This is a genomic window from Eisenbergiella sp. OF01-20 (genome assembly GCF_003478085.1).
In the GTDB taxonomy this organism is placed as follows: domain Bacteria; phylum Bacillota; class Clostridia; order Lachnospirales; family Lachnospiraceae; genus Eisenbergiella.
The window spans coordinates 38,957-61,381 of the sequence record NZ_QUES01000018.1; the positions used below are offsets into that span (position 1 = coordinate 38,957).

A 22,425-nucleotide genomic window follows, 5' to 3' on the forward strand; every position below is an offset into this window, starting at 1 on the left:
TAAAATGAGGGAAGGACTGGCCTTGCCATCCCAAAAGTGGTAATCTTGTAGGAGAGACAGCCGTATCGCCGCGTCGGAATATTTTCCGGGGATCGGTGCCGAAACGGCGCACTCTCATATTAAAAACACAGGAGACTGGCAGATGAAAGATTATACCGAATATATTGTGGAGCAGACACAGAAGCTGCTTTCCATAGACAGCCCATCCGGGTATACAAAGGATGTGGCGGCATATTTGATGAAGGTTTATGCCGAACTGGGCTATGAGCCTGTCCTTACCGCAAAAGGCGGCGTATTTGTGAAAATTGCAGATGGGGTTTCCGAAGGAAACGGGGAATGCGATCCTGCTGCCGGCCCGGTTCTTATCGAAGCCCATGTGGATACCCTGGGTGCGATGGTTTCGGAAATTACCGCCGCAGGGAGGCTGAACCTGACCGCACTAGGCGGCCTGAACCCGAACAACACGGAGGCGGAAAACTGCCGCATCATCACGCGGAGCGGAAATGTATACACCGGAACCTTCCAGCTTCGTAATGCCTCCATCCACGTAAACGGGGAATATAACGATACCAAGCGATCCTTCGGCGGAATGGAGGTGCTTCTGGATGAAATCGTACGCAGCAAGGAGGATGTTCTGGCGCTGGGTATTCTTCCCGGGGATATTGTCTGTTTTGATCCCCGTACGGTGGTGACACCCTCCGGATTTATCAAAAGCCGTTTTCTGGATGACAAACTGAGCACGGGGATTCTGCTGGGTTATGCTAAGTATATAAAAGAGGAAAACATAACCCCTTCCCGCAGGATTTATCATCATATTACCGTATTTGAAGAAGTGGGACACGGCGGCTGCGCCTCGATCCCTCCGGATGTGACGGAGGTGCTTTCCGTAGATATGGGCTGTGTGGGAGAAGGACTTGGCTGTAATGAATATCAGGTATCCATCTGTGCAAAGGACAGCAGGGGGCCTTATCATTATGACGTGGTAAGCGCGCTCATCGAAGCCGGAAAAAAAGCATCTGCGGATTTTGCGGTGGACGTTTATCCGTTTTACGGTTCCGATGCGGATGCCGCCCTTACCGCCGGTTATGATGTACGCCACGGGCTGATCGGCCCGGGAGTGTATGCTTCCCACGGCTACGAACGCAGCCATAAAAAGGGCGTGGAGAATACTTTTAACCTGCTGAGGGCTTATCTTGGCTGAGCCCTGTTAGGAAATGGAGGTATTTATGGCTTTTCTGCAAAAGATGATACCGGTTACCGCCCTTATCCTGCTATTGCTGTTTGTCCTGATCGTGATTTTCCGCAGGCTGTCCTGCAGGCGTACTTCCACCTTTAAGTGCCCCGCCTGCGGACAGGTGTTCAGGCCGTCACTGATGCAGCTCCTTTTTTCCGTGGGAAGCAGAAAGGGACAGATTCTGTATTGTCCCAACTGCGGGGAAAAGAATTATCTGGAACAGCTGGAGAAGGAAATTCCGGAAAAATAAGAGAATGCCGCTCAATAATGAGCGGCATTCTCTTATTTTTAACTTTAATTCCTGCCTCTGGAAATTATCCCATACTTCCCCAGTCTCCAAGGGAAACCGGGCGTACGGGAAAATACTTGGTGGATACGGAAATTACAGGAGCAGCCTGGCGCAGCCGTTCTTCAAAATCACTTTCGCCTGCCAGACATTCCTCCGCCAGCACATTCCTGATGCTGCATATGTATATTTCACTTTTGTTTTTGTCATCAAGAGGAAGTGTTTTATCCACCTGCAGCTCAAACGTCCAGGGGCCGTCTTTGGGTACCGGCACGTGCAGGACAGCGCCCTCTTCAGACTCCATTTTCCCGGACTTATCAAATTCATATCCCGGATGGGTTCCGCAGTAATCTGCAGCGCCCAGCATCGCTTCGCTTATGATGGAAGCGGAAAAAACACCTTCGGCCCTTATTCTGTCGCGGGTCAGCTTATCCTGTCCGATACAGGCGACAAACTTAAGCCCTTCGTCCCAGCAATAGGTGGCCCAGCAGAACAGTCCGTAGTTCGGATCCCCGTTTTCTTTGTATGTGCCATACAGATACAGGCACTGGGGACAGAAATCATTTGATACAGGCATTGTTATTTTGGCCATATTTTGTTCCTCCTTATTCAAACCGGTACCGCATCTCCCAATGGAACTCCTCCTCATCCAGCCTGTACTGGGGCAGAAGCTCAGGTCCGCAGGAGTTGGATCCTACGCCGCTTATCTTATAATCGGTACAGACGATGACAGAACCGCATTTTTCCAGTTCATAGTTGTGCTGCTTTGTTTCCAGTTCCTGTATCGTGTATTCCGAAGCGTTAAAGCTGAAGGGCCTGCTGCCTTCGGCCTGCATACCGCCCACCCTGACCAGGGAGCAGTTATAATGGCTGCCGTTTTCCTGGGGGCGCACATAGTCCACATGGAGCTGGGGCACCGTCGTATGGAAAACGTCCCTATAGCTTGCCTGATGCTTGTCACAGTAGCTTTCATGAGGGCCGTATCCCAGATAGGTAACCTCCTGCTCCTCCTGAGGAAGGCAGAATTTCAAACCGAAACGGGGCAGGAAGGGGAAGGAGGTATCTCTTTTTGCATCCACCGCAACCTTGATTTCCCCATCGCCGTTTACATTCCATACCGCATGCAGGCGCAGGAAGGGCTGTATGTAAACAGCGGCAATGGAAAAGTCGCAGGTAATGGTTATCACACCCTGTCTGGCTTTGGCTTCGCATGCATATACTTTTACCACACTTCTGTCGTATCCCGCTTCCTTCCAGGAACGGATGATGTTGCGGTCATTATCTGTAGGCGCCCGGTATACATTCCACTCTGCCGGAGCCGTTATACAGGCTTTGCCGTCCCGTTCCAGCTTCAGGAAGCTGCCTTCTTTTTTCCCGAATTCATAACATAGGCTGCTGTTTTCCATCCGGAATACTTCCGGGGTTTCCGTAAGGGTGAGAGGCTCTCCCTTTTTCTGCAGGGACAGCTTTTCTTCCTTTTCTTCCGATAGCAAAAATTGATCAAAGCCCATTTCATGGCCGGCCTGGGTCAGCTTATCCTTTGTTTTCTGGAGATAGGTCAGCTTCAGGAAACAGTGGGACTTAGGTTTTCCGGGAAGCTTCAGCGTAACATCGGTGAAGCCGTGAGGGGCCGCATCAAGTTCTTCCAGTACTCCTTCCTTCCGAAGGATTCCCTCTTCTTTGATCTCATAGCGGACATAGATATAATCCTTCAGGTTCCTGAAATCCAGTTTATTGTGCAGGCGGATAATCCCTTTTTTCTGATCCAGCAGCTCGGCCCTGACCGGACGGATGGCATTTTTCCACTCGTAAAGCCCTTCGTGAGGCCTTCTGTCGGGAAATACCAGCCCATCCATGCAGAAATTCCCGTCATGGGGGAATTCTCCCGCGTCCCCGCCGTAATGGAACATTTCCTTTCCGTTTTCCACCCGGCCTTCATAGGTGGCGTGATCACACCATTCCCATACAAAGCCGCCGCAGAATCCGTCATAACGGTATATCTGCTGCATATAGTCTTCGATATCCCCCGGGCCGTTGCCCATGGCGTGAATGAATTCACATTGGATAAACGGCTTTTTAACTCCGGGTTCTGCAAAATATTCGTCTATTTTCCCGGTGGACGCATACATATAGCTTTCCACATCCAGCATGGATTCATCTTTTTCATGCCCTTCGGGCTGGAAATGGACGCTCTCATAATGGAGAAGCCTTGTGGGATCGTAATTCTTCACCCAGCGGCCCGCTTCCTCCATATTGGTTCCAAAGCCGGATTCATTTCCCAGGGACCAGAAAATAACGCTGCACTGGTTCTTGTCACGTATCACACAACGCTGTACCCTGTCCAGTATGGCCTTTTTATAAGAAGGCTCCTGGACAAAATAGCTGTAAGTGCCCTCCGTGCTGCCTCCGTAAATAGCGGCGGCGCCGTGGGACTCGATGTCCGTTTCCGCGATCATATAGAAACCGTATTCGCTGCACAGCTCCGGAAACCAGGGCGCATTGGGATAGTGGCTGGTACGGATGGCATTGATATTTGCCTCCTTCATGATGCGCAGATCAAACATGGCATCCATCCGGGAAACGACGGCACCGGTGTAAGGGCTGCTGTCATGCCGGTTCACACCCTTGAACTTTACAGGCCTGTTATTGACCAGCACCACACCGTCCTGTACGGCAACGGTACGGATCCCTACCTTCTGAATCAGGATCTCTTCGGGGGTCTTGATTTTGAGGGTATATTGATAAGGCTCCTCCGCATTCCACAAAACCGGGTTTTCGACGGGGAAAACGGCTTTCCCTTCTTCGGCAGGGCATTCCCCCAGAAGGGTTTCCTTGTCCCACAATTCACAGATAACCGGAGGCTTTCCCACCACCTCATCAAGCCTTACTTCCACTTCCGCCCTGTTTTCCCCAAAATGTACGGGTGTTGTAACCGTATAATCCCTCACATACTCTTTGGGTCTGAAAAGCAGGTACACGTCCCGGAAAATGCCGGACATACGGAATTTATCCTGATCCTCCAGGTAGCTTCCGTCGCACCATTTCAGGACCAGAACCGCCAGTTTATTCATTCCCGCCCTGGTTTTTCCGGTAATATTGAACTCGCTGGGGCTGTGGGATACCTGGCTGTAGCCTGCAAACTTTCCGTTTATCCACACATAAAAGCAGGAATCCACTCCTTCAAAATAAAGGAACTGTTCCTTTTTTGCCTCCTCACGGCTGATGTCAAAGTATTTGATATAAGCGCCGCAGGGATTCTCATCCGGTACAAAAGGAGGGTCGAAGGGGAAAGGATACCGTATATTGGTATACTGCTTTTGATCAAAGCCCAGCATCTGCCAGCAGGACGGTACCTCCAGCCTGCCGAAGGCTTCCTCATCAAAATCCTTTTTGTAGAACTCCGGCACCGCCTCCGCATATGGGAAATAGCCGAATTTCCAATCGATCCCGCTTAAGTTTCTAGCGTTCTCCTTTTCCTGCAGATCGAGAGGTACATAAAAACACCTGTTTTCTTCCGTCCCGACATGCAGTATTTCCGGGTTTTCATAGAATTTTTCCAGAATCATAAGCTCTCCTTTGGAACAAACGTTCCGTTTCCTCTTTTCGGATTTTCCGTTTACAGCCCATGAAGACAGGTTCTATTTTCCACTTGGCGGCTGCTACTGTAAATTATAAAGAAAATATGTTACACTTACAATACAAAAAAGAAGATTAATGAAAAAACGTGTGACAATTCAGACTGATCTGAACTGTTACATAAACGCTGCCAGCAGGAACCCTGACGGTATACAGCAGAATGTGAGGAAAAATGTACGATACGATAGTAACATTGAAAAAAGGGACCGGCAGGACTTTAAAATCCGGCGGGATGTGGGTTTATGATAATGAGATAGAAAGCATTGCCGGGACGTTTGAAAACGGCGGCCTGGTTACCGTGCATGATTTTGACGGTTATTTCCTGGGGATCGGCTTTATCAATACCAACTCCAAAATTACGGTACGCCTTCTTTCCCGGAAAAAAGGCACGGTCATCGACGAGGCTTTTCTGGAAAAGAGAGCGGCGGACGCCTGGGAATACCGGAAGCAGACCATGGACACCGGCTGCTGCAGAGTGATTTTCGGCGAAGCGGACTGGCTTCCCGGCCTGGTTGTGGACAAGTTTTCGGATGTGCTTGTGGTGGAGTCCCTGGCGTTGGGAATCGACCGGCTTAAGCCCGTGATTCTGGAGGGACTCTGCCGTATCCTGCAAAAGGACGGGATTGTCATACGGGGGATTTATGAGCGCAGCGACGCCAAGGTAAGGCTGCAGGAAGGGATGGAACGCTTCAAGGGTTTTATCGGCGCCCCTTTCGACACCAAAGTGCAGATAGAAGAAAACGGGGTCAAATATATAGTCGATGTAGAGGACGGGCAGAAAACCGGCTTTTTTCTGGATCAGAAATATAACCGGGCCTCTGTCCAGCGGCTGTGCAGAGGGAAAAAGGTGCTGGATTGCTTTACCCATACCGGCTCCTTTGCTTTAAATGCGGGTATTGCAGGTGCGGAAAGCGTATTGGGCGTAGATGCTTCCCGGACAGGCATTCTCCAGGCGGAGGAAAACGCCAGGCTGAACGGGCTGGAGAATCGGGTCCGCTTCCGGTGCGCCGATGTCTTTGAACTCCTGCCCGAACTGGAAGCACAGGGGGAACGGTTTGATGTGGTCATCCTGGATCCTCCCGCATTTACAAAATCGAGGAATTCCATTAAAAATGCGGTGAAGGGATACCGGGAAATCAATCTGCGGGGAATTAAGCTTGTGGAAAACGGGGGGTTCCTGGCCACCTGTTCCTGCTCCCATTTTATGGATCCGGATCTTTTTGCCAAGACGATACGGGAGGCGGCATCCGGCGCCCATAAAAGGCTGCGTCAGGTGGAATTCCGTACCCAGTGCTGTGATCATCCCATTCTCTGGGCGGCGGATGAGTCCTATTATCTGAAATTTTATATTTTCCAGGTGGTGGATGAACAGTAGCGAAAAAGACAGACAACAGTCCTTATACGGAGGAAATAACCACAGATGTACCAGACAATACTTTATGATTTTGATATCCATATGCTTATGGATTCGGGGCAGGTATTCCGCATATGCCCCTGCGGGGAAAACACATATGTAGCGGCATCCGGGAGCCATCTGGTGCGGATACGCCAGACACCTTCTGTAGCTGCCGACACGCCCTCCCTGCCTGGTTCCGGTGCGGGCAGGGAGGGGGCCTGTGTGGAATTTTCCTGTTCCCCCGGGGAGTTTGCATCGTATTGGCACAACTATTTCGACCTTGCCACAGATTACGGGGCCATGAAGCAGGCGGTGGATCCCGGGGATAGCTTCTTACTCTCTGCCGTTTCCTATGGAGGCGGAATCCGTATTCTCCGCCAGGATCTTTGGGAAACCATCCTTTGTTTCCTCATATCACAGAATAATAATATTTCCCGTATCCGCAAGAGTGTGGATGCCCTTTGCCGCCGGTACGGGGATAAGCTGGTGGCGGAAGGGGTTTTTCCGGATCCGGATTTCTACTCCTTTCCTGCACCGGAAGCAATTGCAGCGGGCGGCCTGGAAGGACTGCAGGGACTGGGGCTTGGCTATCGGGATAAATATATTCTGGCTATGGCACTTCGCTGTGAAGGGGACAGCGGAAAGGAATTTCTGGAATCCCTGCAAAACGCGGGGTATGACGAAGCGATCGCCATTCTCACCAAAGAATTCGGTGTGGGGCGTAAGGTGGCCGACTGTATCTGCCTGTTTGGGCTTCACCATATCGGGGCTTTTCCTGTGGATACCCATGTAAAGCAGATTCTTGCCGCCTATTACCCGAAGGGGTTTCCCTTTGAACGTTACCAGGGCTTTGCCGGAGTCATGCAGCAGTATATGTTTTACTACAAGCTTTCTCTTCCGTCCTCCCGGACGAAAAAAGACCCCCGGAAACCCGTCACAGCCAGGAAAAAAATAAGCTAAGGGAGGTTTTCATGGATAAAACCGATTCCGTCATTCTTACTATACTAAAGGAAAACAGCCGCGCAAGCGCCTCCGATATCAGTAAACAGGTATCTCTTTCCGTGCCTGCAGTCACCGAACGCATCCGTAAGCTGGAGCAGACAGATGTGATAGAAAAATATACGATCCGGGTTAATCCCGGTGCCTCCGGATATAATCTTCTGGCTTTTATCCTGGTAAAAATGGATTATTCCCGGAATATGGACGTTTTCCAGGATACCTGCCGGCAGCTTCCCCAGGTATTGGAATGCCACCATATCGCAGGTCCTGCGGATTTTCTTCTAAAGGTGCTTTTCAGGGATATGCAGGATATTGAAGATTTTCTGTCCGGCACTTTAAAGGATATCCCGGGGGTAACGGATGCCAATACGATTATCTGTCTGTCCACTCTGAAGGAAGAAATAACGGTATAAGCCAGGGTGCCCGGGAAGGCGGCACAGCCTTACAGACGGGCCGTGCTCCTTTTCATCGCTCTGATTGTCTTTTTTGTTTCCGAATCCACGCAAAGGGATTCTGTAATCTTCTGCAGGGACTTGTTATAAGTAAAATCATCCAGTGTATTGTTCCGCAGATAGGCCATGGTTTTCTCCGGGAATTGTACGTAACACATGGATACAGCCCAGGCAACAGCCATTTTTACATAGTAGCCCTGGTGTTTGATTCGATCAAGGATAGGATAGATCCGGTCTATATATTCCCCGGTGATAAAGTAATCCAGCAGCATTACCACCGCAAAACGGACAATGAATTCCCCGCTGCTTTCCAGGCAGGGCTGAAGGAAGTCCCAAAAAGCTTCCGGGTACTGTTTTGCCGCTTTCATGGTAATACAGAAGCTGTCGCATACAGACCAGTTATTGATTTTGGGGATAAAGGCGGCCGTCTGCTCCAGGATTTCATGGAGGGGTGCTTTTGCGTATCCAATGAGAAAGCCCTGCAGCATAATTTCTTCAAAGCTGTCCCCGGTGCAGAGGCTGAGGTTTTCAGCCCAGTTTTCTTTTGCCAGTTTTTTTGCAAGCTTCCGCAGGGCAGGCAGTCTTACTCCGAGTATATGATCCGTCCCCGGAAGCAGGGAGGATGAAAAATCCCTGTAGGCAGGATCTGCCAGCAGGGATAACTGTTCTTTGATGAAATTATTCTTTTTTCCGGAAGCGGTCGGCATATTCTTTTCCCTCTTTGATGTAAATTTCTGCATTTCTCCTGTTGTTTTCCACTTCCTGGTCCAGAACCTGCCGTTTCACGCATGCAGGGCTTCCTATAACCAAGGAATTATCCGGCACAACCGTATTTTGGGTCACCAGTGCTCCCGCGCCGATAATACAGTTTTTTCCGATAGATGCGCCGTTTAACAGGATGGCCCCCATGCCGATCAGGGTGTTATCGCCGATGCGGCAGCCGTGGATAATTGCTCCATGTCCTACCGTTACATGGTTTCCTATGGAAACGGGATGGCCCTGATCCACATGAACCACTGCGTTGTCCTGAATATTACTGCCTTCGCCAATCCGGATTTCCTCCGACTCCGCACGGATAACCGCATGGAACCATATGCTGCAGTCCTCTTCTATATGTACATCACCTAATATGACCGCGTCCGGCGCGAGAAAAGCGCTCTGTGCAATTTCCGGTGTTTTCATGGCACTCTTCCTTTCATATATGCATACTTTTTTATTAACACACATTATATAAAGTTATTATGCCATTCCCTGTACGGAGCGTCAATCGTATTTTCCGTTACAGTCAGATTTCAGCCTGATAATCTGGGATTCTGACAAACAACCATCCATATAATAAAATGCTCTTATCTCAAATGGCGAAAAATCTACCATTATTTCAGTATTGATAAATGTAAACCTTGTTTTTTGGTCCTCAGGAGAACTATTATACAGACGCATCAGATAACCATCTTCATGCCTTTTCAGGCAAAGCAACTGAATCTGTTTATTTTCAAGGCGTATATTTACAGAAACAGCATTTCCTGATTTTGATGTAAAATAGGATCTTGCGAAGGGAAACTCATTAAAAATTAACGCTTCTTTTTCTATTGTGCACATTAGTTTCTCCTTTTCACCGCCATAAATGGAGAAACAGAACAAGCGTTCCCCTATATCAATCCGTGATAAAAACCGGTCTTGCGGCAGAATAGGTCTTTCATCAATGGGATGGGCCGTATAAGCGGGTGATCTGAGAAGTGTCAGTCGAAGTTCTCCCTTTTCAAAGCTGCTGCCATAGCTACCCTTATTCATGACAGTGAGTGCAAATCTATCTCCGCAGACAGCAATCCATTTCTGAGATACATTTTCAGACCCGTTTTCATACAATCGTATACGTCCTAGCATTTTCTGTCCCAAACATTCAGCATTTTGCCAAGGGGTTGGGAGCGCTAATTTAACCATACAATTTGGTTCATTCCATTGCAGCCGTATTTCCAAATTCAGCCGGTTTGTCAGCGGCTCATATAAATAATGCAGGATAGCAGAAGAACGTTTATACACAAATACTGCCTCCACTACTGTACGTACAGCACCATGCTCAATTATGCGCACAGGGTCCAGCCTTTTATTCAGACCGCTGATATCCCCTGTCTGCTCCGGGGTAGCAAGGATAAATTCCCCGATAACCTCAGGAAAACTATTTACTGTCATCCCCCAGGGATCCTCATTATCAGCAATAACCAGCATCCGTGCTGCACCAGGCAAAAGAAGCGGAATATCCTTATCCATATACGTGTGAATGAAGCCTGTTTCCTTTTCTATTATCAGTTCCCCTTCCTTACCTATAATGCGGATTTGTGATTCTTCCGTATGAGGCAATTCCGGTTTGTTAGCAAGCACTTTGGGACGGGCATACAGAGCCGCTGTTGTAAACGGAGGTATATCTGCCATAAATACCAGACGCTTTCTCCAGTCAAGCGGAATGGAACTTCCTTCTTTTTCTAATTGGGAAGGCATAACTACTCCATCATATTCCACATCAAAGTCCGTATATGTATTATCCCATCCCTGATCCTGAAGCTGAAATTCACATTCTATTACCGACCTGACCGGCCATGGATGTGGATTACATGCAAATAAAGGGATAACTCCAGGAGGTATTTCCACAGGCTGCCGGCAAAGCTGCATAAATGCCCAGGTTCTGTATTTTTCCAGGAGGGAAAGCGCACCCCCCATCTCTCTCAAAGCAGCCTCTTCTGCCCGCTGTATGGAGGTTCCGGGGAGAATATCATGAAATTCATTAAATAAAAGACTTTCTTCCGCCTGTCGAATTGCCTCCCAATCAGCAGGATTTCCGGTCACAATTTCAGCTGCTGTAAGGATTTTCTCCGTTTGATAGAGCATACTCTCCAAAAGGCAGTGTATTTGCTTAATGCGTACCTGGGAGGTATAACAACCAACCATGGAGGGGCCGATTTCATTTTTAAATAAGGGAATTTCCGAGTTGGAAATCGCATCAAAATACATTTCAGGTGTACTATGTACTAACCGGATTCCATCCTTTTCCCATTCTGCCTGAAGGCGTCCTATTTCTTCCAGATCTGCCCCGGATGGCCCCCCGCCATGATTACCGATTCCCCATAATGCAAGCACATTATTTCCGGTTCCTTTCTGCTGACGGTAATATTCCAGTTTCTTTCGCACCTTTCCCAGACCACTATTATAACCTTCTTCCGCAAGATGCACCGGAATGCAGGATCCATCATATCCTTCCCATAGAAAATCACTTCCCGGAGCCTTGCATGTATCTATCATTGGACGTCCCACCAGATAGGAGGTATACCCGGTTTTACACAGAATCTGAACAAGCCCCCTGTCATGTCCAAAGGAATCCACATTGATAGCCGTCCGGGGGCGGTATCCGAATTTTCTCAAAAAATAATTCTGCCCTTTCTCTATCTGCCTGAGAACAGATTCCCCACTGCTCATTACACAATCAGGCTGTAAATACCATCCCCCCATAATATGCCATTTATTCTTCTCGACAAGTTCCTGAATTTTTTGGAAAAGAGGAGGGTCATATTCTTCTATCCATTCATATAGCTTAGCTTCGTTATGATTAAAAATATATCCGTCATAAGTCTCACAGAATGCTGCTGCTATACGAAAGGTAGACAATGCCTCAGCCAGGCTTTCATGCCATTCCCACTGCCATACCAGGTCCAGATGTGCATTGCATACCAGAAATAAGGTTTTTTCTTCTTTCATCTACGGAAGTCTCCCTTCAGTATTATGCCTTTTTACAAGTATAACTGTGCATAAGTATTGGCATCTTTAAATATTTCCGCAGCCGCAGCCGGGGCTTTATCCAATGTCCCATCCACAATTGTTATCGTGGGTATAATCCCTTTGCGCAAAGGACATCTTTGAATGGGATTAAAACCAAGCTCATGGACACCGGTACTTCCTCGTGATACATCGCCCAGGCATAAATGCCCGAATCCCCGGGCATAAGTATCAAATACAGGAGCATAAGCTTCGTCATGCCAATGGAGAACCCCGTCCGTATGACCACACTGCAGCAAAGGAATACAGGCTGCCAACCCATCATACCATCCCTCTCCTGAAAGAAGCATACCTGGGTTATGTTTTTTCAACCTTTCCATCAGGTGTTTGACTCCGTCATAAAGATAATGATTAGGATCATTCAGCCATACGGCAGCTATATCAAAAAAAGCAGCATCAAACCCATATTTATCCATTAAGCCTGTCACTTGGCTATACAATCGATTCTGCCATCTTGGTGCGGCCGGATTTAAATTTCGGTTGGAATTATGGTCATAGTGCCTGGAACCATCCCAGTCAACACTTCCCCCGTATTTACTGCCTCCCGGACCTATAAATTCAGAAGGAAGCCCCCAAGCTTCATAATTATCAATGTGGCTTCCTACAACATTAATACCAAACATTGGCATCACATGGACCCCCAGCTGCCGCGCACCGTCACACATCTTCCGAAAGCCTTTCTCTCCACCCATTCGATCATCTGGTACATAATCGCCGTATTTCCAATAATAACGTCCTTCCCATCCCGGCAGGTAAGCCAGAACACGATTACCCTCAACCTGTCTGCAGATCTTTTTAAGATTTTCCAGAACCTGGACATAGTCATTAAAAACATATCCCGTCCAATGCTGGCAATGTATAGCGGCCACCAAAGAAATTTCCCTTGCCCAGCCAGGAACATCAGTTCTGTTTTCCCATGGTACCAATCCATAACATTTTTCCACATGCTTCATGTGTGGGAAATAAATATCAGTAATTGTGTTACTATGTCCAATTTCCCATTCCGGTGTCTGTATCCGGTTTGTCATCCGGATCGCTGCCTCTTCAAAAATAAGTTCTGTATTGATTCCTTCCCCTGAACGGACAAAAACAAACCTCTTATCCCTTACCTTCTCGTCCAGAGAACGAAAATATAGCAGATTCTTTTTCCCAATTTCCATTATAACAAGAGGTGTCCCCACATCACGCCATCCTTCCGGATATTTAAGATTCAGACCCTCACGCGGAATTTCCCTAGGCCGTGCATCAATCAGGTTAATCAGTCTGCCCTCTGGTAGACCATATACCGTAACTTTTATACAACGGATATCTTCGCTGCTGTTAAATATTTCAGCGGAAGCTGAAACACGTATGCCCCTTTCACATATCTGCGCTTTGATTTTTGTTCTTCCAGGCAGTTCCATCTGTCCACCTGCATAACGAAGTCTCTCTGTTTCCGCCAGAATCATATCTCCCTCCCGGCGTATGTTCATTATTCCTCCATCAGGAGCATATACATTACTGAAGGTATAAATCAGTACAGAAAATGTGAAACCTCCGAATGAAATCCGAGGTGTAGGAAAAGAAAAGCTTAAATCCTGCATTATTTAATCCCTTTCTGTTTGCGCTATTCCACATCTTACCCATTTATAATTCTTAATTTTTAGTTTCTCAGATATCTTCTCATCCTTTATTTGTAATTTCTGTGTATCTTCCTTCCAAATTAATTTTACCAGTGAATATTCCCCTTTTTCATATGCATAACTTATTCCGTCATCCGAATATAATAAAAAAGAGACTTGCTTTCCCGGGTAGACTCGTATTTCTATCTCCTCCTGTTCTTCTTTACTATTTAAAAGAACCTCACCCATTGGAATAATAGATCCCGATTTTACATACAGAGGAAGCGTATCAACAGGAGCATCTGCCATAACGGTCTGTCCTCCCCGCAGTTTTTCATTGGTCCAGAAATTATACCAGTCTGTTCCTCCGGGAAGATAAACTTCTCTGGATACCGCCCCCTGCTCCACAACCGGTGCAACAAGCAGAGCCGGTCCAAACATAAATTCATCCTCTATCCGGCCACATTCCTCCTCAGAAAAATCCATCCAAAGTGCCCTCATAAAGGGAGCTCCGGTCTGTGTAACCTGATATGCAAGGGAATATATATAAGGCATAAGCCGGTAACGGAGTCTCAGATATTTTACCAGAATTTTTTCAGCCTCTTCCCCATAAGACCACACCTCGTTATGTTTACGGGTACCATGGGTACGGAAGGTAGGACAAAATACTCCGAACTGAAACCATCTAATATAAAGTTCCGTATAATTTTTTTTAGTAACCGAGGCGATGCCTGAACCGGAGGTCTGAATCAGCAGTTTACTGTAATCTTCATCCGAATCCTCATCAGGCAGAGCCTGCCATCCCCCAATGTCCGATGACCAGTAAGGCATACCGCTCGCACAGAAATTAAGCGCTGTTGGTATCTGTCTTTTGAGTACATCCCACTCCGGAAAAATATCTGAAGACCAGAAGGTTGTACCATATTTCTGGGCTCCCAGATATGACGCTCTGGAGAGGATCAGACAGCGATGTGTATATGATTCTCTGTGCCCTTCATATATACATCTTGTATGGGTAAGGGGATAGATATTATGGATGCGTATTCCTGTTCCGGCATACAGAAAGGATTCATGCGGGCTGATATCGGGTTCATTTTCATCCGTCCAGTAATATTTATATCCCAGATTACAATAATTCCTTTTAATAGTCTCAAAATACCACTTACCACATTCCGGGTTTGTGGTATCAATCAATGCACCTCTTTGATCCTGCATTGTTCCGTATACGGTATTCCCCTGGGTATCCTTCATAAACCATCCCTGCTTTTCCAGGAAATCATAATTACTGCTTCCTTTCATAAACCGGGGCCAGCAGGATATCATTGTTTCATATCCCAAAGCCTCCAGCTCACGGTTCATTTCCGCACTATTCGGCCAGAAATCCGTATCCAGACTCAAATCTCCCAGGACTTTCCAATGAAACCAATCCACAACAAAAATATCACAGGGATATCCCTTATCCCTATATTGGGAGGCTACCTCCAGGAGTTCCTTCTGGGATGCATATCTTTGCTTACACTGAATAAATCCAAGCCCTCTTCTTGGAGGCAGCGGAGCCGAACCGCACAGCCGCCTGTAACCACAGTAAATATCGTCGTTTTTTTCCCCGGTTATAAAGAAAAAGGATACCAGATCCCCCGCTTCCGCTTCCCAGATTGTTTTTCCCTCTACCCCCGGAGTAACTTTCAAACGAGATGGATTATCAAAAATCAATCCGTATTTTTTACTTGTTATAAGGAAAGGTATAGCAACAATTTCGCCGCCTTTATGGCTATAGTCATGCCACATTATGTGCTCTTTACCTCCAAGATCCAGCTTCCCGTCCTGATGCTGTCCTAAGCCATAGAATTTCTCATCATTTCCGGCAGAAAAAACTGTACGGATACGAAAAGTTTTTTCACCTGATGCAACTACAGGATCCATGACACAGTCCATCAGGGTAAGAAGTTCGCGGTTATTTATATCACAAAAGGTGATTTGAGCATCTCTTTTATTTAGCTCTATTCCCAATCCGGCAATCCGGCAGTTTATATGTTCCTCATTTTCCCTTAATTCAGGTAGAATTCTTTTATCCGCTTGTGCTTCGATTCCCCACATAGGTAATTTTTCCTGCATTGTGGCAATATTGTCCAGACATCCGGATTTTCCTTCCGGGTCATAAACAAAATGCAGAATATTGGTTGCATAAGGAACCATATACATAATACCTTGCCCACATTCGGCTTTTATAGTATTTCCCTGCAGAACACAGGAAATGATTTTTTCCGGTCGTATCATTTGCTTCCTCTCATCCCGCCATTCGGCTTTTCGTATAATTATCCTTTTATGGCGCTGTCAATTGTTCCCTGTATAAAATATTTTTGTAGGAAGATATAAGCAATTATCAAAGGGAAAATTGCGACACATGCTGCTGCTGCCGCACCGTTCAGGTCTTTACCTCCTGCAGAAAAATACTGTGAAATCATCAATGTAAGAGTATACATCTTAGGTTTCTGCAAAATATACAAGCTATACGCATATTCATTCCATATGGCAACTCCGTTTAATATAACAATGGTAACTGTAACAGGTTTCAGCTGAGGCAGAATAATATAAAAAAATGTCTGAGCAACCCCACAGCCGTCAATAGCGCTGGCCTCATCCAAAGAGGGAGGTATCGCTCCTATGAAATTAGTAAATAAATAAATCGTCATAGGGAGGCCGAATGCCGATGATACCAGGATCAGCCCCCAAAGAGTGGATATTCCCTTTATAGAAACAAGAAGAGAATAGACACCCACCAGAATACTCAGTGAAGGTATCATCATAATACCCATGATTACCCCTTTTATGATACCATTCCACCTGCTTTTATTTCTGGATAATGGATAGGATGCAAACCCTCCTACCAAGATTTCAATTAGCAGTACACAGAATGTGACTATAACTGTGTTTTTTAAAGCTGACGGAATGTTCCCCGACTGAAATACCTTCGTAAAATTAGCTGTATATACCTTTTGCGGCAGGGAAAGAAGAGATGATGGATCCGACATGCTTTTAAAAGCCATAACAATTAAAACATATATAGGAAGAACATGAAAAATTATGATGAGAAGACCCAGCAGATATTTCCACCAATCATTCAGCAGCCGTTTTTTCATCACATATCCACCTCCCTTTTATTAAAATAATTAGTAAATATGTTAGATACCACCATAATAAACAGAAAAGTAAAAATACCTACTGCAGCCGAATATCCTGCATTCTGTGCCTTAAAGTACTGGTTACTGACATAAGACGCCAGAGAATGGGTGGAAAATCCGGGGCCTCCCCCTGAAAGAGAAATAATAACATCATATAGTTTAAGTCCCCCGATCAGGTTAAGTACTACTGCCGATGAAATAGAAGGAAGCAGTAAAGGGAATGTGATGTGCCTGAATCGCTGCCAGACACTTGCACCGTCTATTTCCGCAGCCTCTAAATACATCTGCGGTATATTCTGCAGACCGGCCATATAAATAACCATAGCAATCCCTACATACTGCCATGAATTCATCAATGTGATAATTATAACCCCTCTGTTGCCGGAGGCCATCCAGTCAACCGCTGCCATTCCAAATACACCGATTATTTCATTAAAAATACCTCTGTTATACTGCACAAAGAAGTAAATTATATATCCCATAATTAAGCTGGAAATCATGACCGGCATATATATAAATGTCCGCACTATAGAATGCCCTTTAAATTTTGAATTTAAAAATACTGCATAGGCCAGCCCAAGCAAATTCTGAAGAAGAGTACTACCAAAGCCATAAACAATAGTATTTCGGAATGCGATAAGAAAATTGCTGTCCCTAAATAGTTTAAGATAATTTTTCAGGCCTATATATTTGTAATTTTGGGAATAGCCGTTCCACTGTGTAAAGGATATACGAAGTGCTTCTATAAGCGGCCATAGGACAAAAAACAGGATAAGAAGTAAAGCAGGTATATAGAATATATTCATTCTGCGGTTTCTTTTTTTCATTGAAATAACCATACCTTTCCGGCTAAGTTCCCCCCACAGCTTTACTGCGGGCTATCAGCCAAGGCATAAGTAAGTCGTCACGTAAGGGATAATCCGTTACGGGGCGACTTACTTTCCCTTTTCAAATCAGTGTTTTCACAAATTTATTATTAAAATTACTGACTGATTTTTTCATCATATGCCATTTTTATTGTTTCCACACACTTTCCAACGCCCTGCCCGGGATTCATAAAGACTTCATTTCCAGATACGCCCATATCGTTCCACATCCCGCTGGGCAGATAAGCACGATCAAAATAATTAACGAATAGAAGGTCATCACCAAAAGCACTGCTCATTATGTTAAATTCCTTAGTAACATATTCATCATCATTGGTAACACCCTCCATAGCCGGAATTTTACCATTTATAGTAGCAATTTTTATTGAAATTTCATCTTTTGCCAGATATTCCAGAAGCTTTCTGCATTCATCGGGATACTCCGAATCCTTCCACATACCATAGCAGGTTCCTTCTCCAGAACTTACATATACTTTTCCATTTTCATTTGGTGAAGGAATTGCCATAATTCCAAGTTTTGCATCCGGATTATAAGAGAGTGCCTGTGTTATCGTATGATTTCCGCTGATAACAATTGCTCCATCTCCATTAGCCAAAGCCTGTATAGAGGAATCATCACTGGCGGTAAGAATATCCTTGTTAAAGTAACCCTTTTGCAGCCAATCATCCAACTTCTGTGCCATAGGTGTCCAATTCGTTTCCCAGTCAAAACTTCCGTCAAGCAGAGCGGCGCCCTGGTTATCTGCAACATCCTCGTTTGTGAGAAAACCTGGAGCCATAACCTCAAACAGATTTGCAATATTGTTTACCGATTTACCACCCACATAAACCGGTACCTTACCTGTTGTAAGAATTTTGTCACATGCTGCTTCAAAGTCTGCCCATGTACGGATTGTAGTCGCATCTACACCCGCTTCTTCAAAAATTTCTTTATTATAACAAATAGACGCCGGATCAATCGAAAGCGGTACCACATAAATATTTCCCTGCGAATCGGTAACTGTTTTTTTGATTGATTCCTTGATATGAGAAACCCATGTCTCTTCATTTAATGGCGCAAGATATTCAGAATATCTGGTTGTACTCCAACCGTGAGTTTCCCATAAATCCGGAAGATCTCCCGAAGCCATCCTTGTTTTCATTACATTTTCATAATCGTCCCCAGGTGAGATTAATTCAACCCCAATACCTGTTTCTGCCGTAAAATCATCCATAATTTCCTGCAAGCCGTTCAGCATATCACCCGTCCAGATTGTCTCTACCTCTAATACCACATCAGATGCCGACGGTTGTGCTTCCACCACAGTTGTTGCCTTTTCTTCTGAACCTGTTACTGCGGTGCTTTCCGGCTGCTGCGATACAGCAGCATTGTCTCCCCCTGAAGAACATCCTGTAAGCAATGTGACTGCCATCGTTCCGGCACACAGTAAAGCCGTCATTTTTTTCCCATACCTTTTCATAACTTGGCTTCCTTTCCTCATTCTTGTTAATTGTTAACTGACTGTCCGGTTTCTGCTTTATCGGACGTATTTAGTTTATCATTTAGAAAAAGAATCCAAAAGTGTGTTTTTTTGTGTATTATGTACTTTTTTTTATAATATAGCTTTAAATTTTAATTAATTTGACAAATCATTTTTGTTGTGCATATAATGATTCCTAACATATTGTCTATAGTTTTATCAGGAGAAGAATATGAATTTTAATTACAAAAAAGGAAAAAAGCACCGCTCACTTAAAGTTTCCTCCCTTACTGCATTTATCTTTTCTTTTTTAATCCCTTCTTTTCTGCTCATACTGTTTTTATTTCTCTGTTATATAAAAATAACTGTCAATGCACAGGAAAAGGAATATAGAAATACGTTGAAAATTCTGTCCTCTCATCTGGTTAACCAAATTAATGCCAATTCGGGATTATCGCTAACCTATCTTTTTGATCCGGAAGTATCAAATCTGTTTTTCTTTCTCAACAAAAAAGAATATACCCAGGATATGTTGGCCTACACCCATTATGCCCAGGAGTATACAAGTACGTTAAATAACCGTATGACATTGCTTGGAAACAGTATAACGGGCATTGGTTTTATTCCATGTAATTCCAATAGTGATAATCTGTTTTATTTAAAGAAATACAGTAGTTTACAGATCATTGAAAATTACGAGTATAAGTCTTCCGGTTGGTATAAACAGCTTCAGGATAATAATCAGACCGCCCTGTTTGTCCTCTCTGAAACGGGTACCAGGGAAAATAGCATTTCTCTGATACGGACAGTTAAGAACATTGATAAGAGGCAGGTTGTGGGATATGAAATTCTGGATATTTCACTGGATTTTATTTTTGAGTCTTTGAAAGATATATCTATGACGCAATATTCAGGAATTTTTTTAGAATCACCTAAACAGGAATTGCTTTTTTCTACCAATGAATTACTTTCTCCTGTTTTACAATCTTTTTTAAAATCTGAAATAAGCGTTAATCAATCTATGAAACAATACGATCTGTATTCCTTTACAGACAAAAGTTTTGGCTTTACTTTTTACTATCTTTCATCACGTTATGGTTTATATCAGAACCTGCGATTTGCTACAGGTCTGGTTTTGTTATTTTATATTGGTATGATACTGATGGCCGCATGTATCTTTGGACATACCTCCCGCAGGTTAAGCTGTTCTATCGTACCGGTTCTGGACACAATGGATAAATATCATGCAGGTGATTCCCATATTCAGTGCGATACATCTATGTGCAGTATTTCAGAAATCGCCACTATTGCTATCAATCTAAATGAAATGATAGAGAAAATAAATATATATATTGATAATGAATATAAATTTAAGATGGAACAAAAAATTGCAGAGTACCAGACACTGCAGTCGGAAATTAATCCTCATTTTCTGCATAATACCCTGAATCTTTTACTCGCATTCAATCGTCTTGGAGACCGAAAAAGCCTGGAGCAGTCAATTATCAGCCTCTCACGCATGTACCGTTATACATGTGAGCATAATTTTAACAGTACGCTGCAACAAGAATTTGACTTTATCCGGAACTATCTTTTTCTTCAGAAATCCCGTTTTGATGACCGACTTAACTTCCATATTTTTATGGAACCGGGTCTTGAAGATTTTGAAATCCCCAAACTTCTTGTCCAGCCATTAATTGAAAATGCAATTGTACACGGGCTGGAACCTTCGGAACAAAATGAATTTATTGAGCTCTCCGCCTTTACAGTCAAAAGCCGCAACAAAGATGCTTTTGTGGTCATCACCGTAATCAATACCGGCCTTCCATTTGTCGAAAACAAATGCTATAAACGGGTAGGATTAAAAAATATTGAAGAACGTTTGACCATTTTTTCCCCTAATTCTTTTTTCATTATCCGGGGAGGCATTGATAAGCCTACGAAATGTACAATAATGATTCCAAAACAAAAAGCCGGGAAAGGAAAATACCATGTTTATACTGATTGCCGATGATGAAAAGATGATACGTTTAAGCCTGCAATCCATGCTGGAAGAGCTTTATCCCCATGAGCACATGTATATCCATGCATCCAATGGGCAGGCTGCTATTGCACAGGTGGAAAAGTTTTCTCCGGACATTGCATTTCTGGATATCCGCATGCCGCTTATGAATGGACTGGAAGCACTGGAGGCCTGCCGTACCCTTTCCCCTTCCACCAAATGGATTATTCTCAGCGGTTATGCCGATTTCGAATACGCGCAAAAGGCAATCACGTTATCTGCTTACTCCTATCTGCTCAAGCCCGTGGATCTGGTTACCTTAAAACAAGTGGTGGATGATATTGTGGTATTAAAAAACCAGGAAAAGGACCACAACAACAAATTGTTTGCCCTGGACGTCATACGTTCCTTTAATATGGCGGATCAGCTGGGAGGTGAGGAAGCCGCATTTTTATCTTATGGTAATGATCCGTATGTGCTTTACCAGATATACATCGACAAGCAGGAAAAAAAGCAGCAGCATATGCTCAAGCATGACTTATTCTGCAGCATTGACAGTTTCTGCGTAAAAAACAGTTTTATTTCCTATCATGCGGTCTTTTTTAATACCAACGGAGAGCTTTGTGTCATTTGTTCGGTAAAGGATCCTTCCCATCTCACCTTTTTTATTAATTCCCAGATACGTTCCTATCCCCGGGATATGATTTCGGTATTCATGGGAATTGCCGGTTCCTTGTGGGAAATTTATGAGAAAAGCAGGAAAATCTCACAGTTGTCGGAAATCCGTCTTGTATATGACTGCCGATCTGCTGCCGAGATAGAAATGTTGGAGCAAATCCCCACATTAGATAAATCACTGTCCTTTTGTGAACAGATTGACTGTTTCATTCAGAATGCCCTGGTGGGAAACAAAGAGACGATACGCAGACAGGCTGCAGCTTTCAGTCAGGATAAAGAAATGCGGGATTTATTTGACTGCATTTGTCTGGATACCTTATATCTCTATCTGGAAGAGGTTTTGGCCCATTCATTCCTGGCCGGTACCTTTCCTGCTTTTGTCGGGGAGTTATTGGAAGCCGCTTCCGAATTATCCCACAACGAACCCCTGTGGAATTTTGACATCACGGTTATTAAAGACTTCGTACACCAAAACTATGGAAAAGATGTGAGTATCGCCTACGTAAGCGAATACTTTAATCTGTCTCCCACCTATTTCAGTAAGCTATTTCATGAAAAAACAGGACAGAAATATATCGATTTTGTGACAGAAGTACGGATGGAGAATGCGAAAAAACTGATCCGTAATAATCCCCGGATATCCGTAAAGCAGACGGCGGAAGCAGTAGGTTACACAAGTGTGCGTCATTTTTCCAAAACGTTTCAGAAATTTACCGGCATGCATCCTTCCGATTACTGATTTCCCCTGCCAAATTAGCATTGCAGGATTCCTGTAAATCCGTATAAT

At 44.8% G+C, this 22,425-nt stretch carries 17 protein-coding genes; 7 read left to right on the plus strand and 10 right to left on the minus strand.

Annotated features, from left to right (window positions below):
* Positions 1-142 precede the first annotated feature (142 nt).
* The gene (locus tag DXA36_RS19420; RefSeq protein ID WP_118681143.1) at positions 143-1,201 is read left to right on the plus strand and encodes a M42 family metallopeptidase; all 1,059 of its coding nucleotides are present in this window, start codon (positions 143-145) and stop codon (positions 1,199-1,201) included.
* A gap of 25 nt (positions 1,202-1,226) precedes the next feature.
* The gene (locus DXA36_RS19425; protein ID WP_118681144.1) at positions 1,227-1,484 is read left to right on the plus strand and encodes a hypothetical protein; all 258 of its coding nucleotides are present in this window, start codon (positions 1,227-1,229) and stop codon (positions 1,482-1,484) included.
* A 64-nt stretch (positions 1,485-1,548) separates the two neighbouring features.
* Here DXA36_RS19425 and DXA36_RS19430 read toward each other — a convergent pair whose 3' ends face one another.
* Both DXA36_RS19430 and DXA36_RS19435 read right to left on the minus strand, forming a co-directional pair.
* Positions 1,549-2,112, minus strand: a complete 564-nt coding sequence (locus DXA36_RS19430) for a flavin reductase family protein (RefSeq protein ID WP_182479165.1) — start codon at positions 2,110-2,112, stop codon at positions 1,549-1,551.
* A 13-nt stretch (positions 2,113-2,125) separates the two neighbouring features.
* The gene (locus DXA36_RS19435; RefSeq protein ID WP_118681146.1) at positions 2,126-5,086 is read right to left on the minus strand and encodes a glycoside hydrolase family 2 TIM barrel-domain containing protein; all 2,961 of its coding nucleotides are present in this window, start codon (positions 5,084-5,086) and stop codon (positions 2,126-2,128) included.
* 242 nt (positions 5,087-5,328) lie between these two features.
* Here DXA36_RS19435 and DXA36_RS19440 point away from each other — a divergent pair, with 242 nt between their 5' ends.
* The 3 genes from DXA36_RS19440 to DXA36_RS19450 are packed head-to-tail and all read left to right on the plus strand — an operon-like array spanning position 5,329 to position 7,964.
* Positions 5,329-6,531: a class I SAM-dependent rRNA methyltransferase gene (locus DXA36_RS19440; RefSeq protein WP_118681147.1), complete on the plus strand. Its 1,203-nt coding sequence runs from the start codon at positions 5,329-5,331 to the stop codon at positions 6,529-6,531.
* A gap of 45 nt (positions 6,532-6,576) precedes the next feature.
* Positions 6,577-7,512 carry a DNA-3-methyladenine glycosylase family protein gene (locus tag DXA36_RS19445; protein ID WP_118681148.1) on the plus strand — a complete coding sequence of 312 codons (936 nt, stop codon included), beginning with the start codon at positions 6,577-6,579 and terminating at the stop codon, positions 7,510-7,512.
* A gap of 11 nt (positions 7,513-7,523) precedes the next feature.
* Positions 7,524-7,964: an Lrp/AsnC family transcriptional regulator gene (locus tag DXA36_RS19450; protein ID WP_118681149.1), complete on the plus strand. Its 441-nt coding sequence runs from the start codon at positions 7,524-7,526 to the stop codon at positions 7,962-7,964.
* 29 nt (positions 7,965-7,993) lie between these two features.
* Here DXA36_RS19450 and DXA36_RS19455 read toward each other — a convergent pair whose 3' ends face one another.
* From DXA36_RS19455 to DXA36_RS19490, 8 genes are all read right to left on the minus strand, one after another.
* Complete coding sequence (locus DXA36_RS19455; RefSeq protein WP_330425066.1) at positions 7,994-8,743, minus strand: DNA alkylation repair protein; 750 nt, start codon at positions 8,741-8,743, stop codon at positions 7,994-7,996.
* Positions 8,682-9,185: a gamma carbonic anhydrase family protein gene (locus tag DXA36_RS19460; protein WP_118681151.1), complete on the minus strand. Its 504-nt coding sequence runs from the start codon at positions 9,183-9,185 to the stop codon at positions 8,682-8,684. The genes DXA36_RS19455 and DXA36_RS19460 overlap by 62 nt, the downstream gene beginning before the upstream one ends.
* 81 nt (positions 9,186-9,266) lie before the next feature.
* Positions 9,267-11,750, minus strand: coding sequence for a glycoside hydrolase family 38 C-terminal domain-containing protein (locus tag DXA36_RS19465; protein ID WP_118681152.1), 2,484 nt, complete (start codon positions 11,748-11,750; stop codon positions 9,267-9,269).
* A 32-nt stretch (positions 11,751-11,782) separates the two neighbouring features.
* Complete coding sequence (locus tag DXA36_RS19470; protein ID WP_243114689.1) at positions 11,783-13,300, minus strand: DUF6259 domain-containing protein; 1,518 nt, start codon at positions 13,298-13,300, stop codon at positions 11,783-11,785.
* A 114-nt stretch (positions 13,301-13,414) separates the two neighbouring features.
* Positions 13,415-15,706: a glycoside hydrolase family 31 protein gene (locus tag DXA36_RS19475; RefSeq protein WP_118681154.1), complete on the minus strand. Its 2,292-nt coding sequence runs from the start codon at positions 15,704-15,706 to the stop codon at positions 13,415-13,417.
* Between the two features lie 38 nt (positions 15,707-15,744).
* On the minus strand, positions 15,745-16,569 hold the full coding sequence (locus DXA36_RS19480) for a carbohydrate ABC transporter permease (protein WP_118681155.1): 825 nt from the start codon (positions 16,567-16,569) through the stop codon (positions 15,745-15,747).
* Complete coding sequence (locus DXA36_RS19485; protein WP_330425067.1) at positions 16,569-17,450, minus strand: carbohydrate ABC transporter permease; 882 nt, start codon at positions 17,448-17,450, stop codon at positions 16,569-16,571. The genes DXA36_RS19480 and DXA36_RS19485 overlap by 1 nt, the downstream gene beginning before the upstream one ends.
* A gap of 143 nt (positions 17,451-17,593) precedes the next feature.
* Complete coding sequence (locus DXA36_RS19490) at positions 17,594-18,958, minus strand: ABC transporter substrate-binding protein (protein ID WP_182479166.1); 1,365 nt, start codon at positions 18,956-18,958, stop codon at positions 17,594-17,596.
* 232 nt (positions 18,959-19,190) lie between these two features.
* Here DXA36_RS19490 and DXA36_RS19495 point away from each other — a divergent pair, with 232 nt between their 5' ends.
* Positions 19,191-20,972 (plus strand): sensor histidine kinase, encoded by a 1,782-nt coding sequence (locus DXA36_RS19495; RefSeq protein ID WP_118681158.1) that lies wholly within the window; start codon positions 19,191-19,193, stop codon positions 20,970-20,972.
* Positions 20,950-22,377: a response regulator transcription factor gene (locus DXA36_RS19500; RefSeq protein ID WP_118681159.1), complete on the plus strand. Its 1,428-nt coding sequence runs from the start codon at positions 20,950-20,952 to the stop codon at positions 22,375-22,377. The genes DXA36_RS19495 and DXA36_RS19500 overlap by 23 nt, the downstream gene beginning before the upstream one ends.
* The last annotated feature ends 48 nt before the right edge of the window (positions 22,378-22,425 follow it).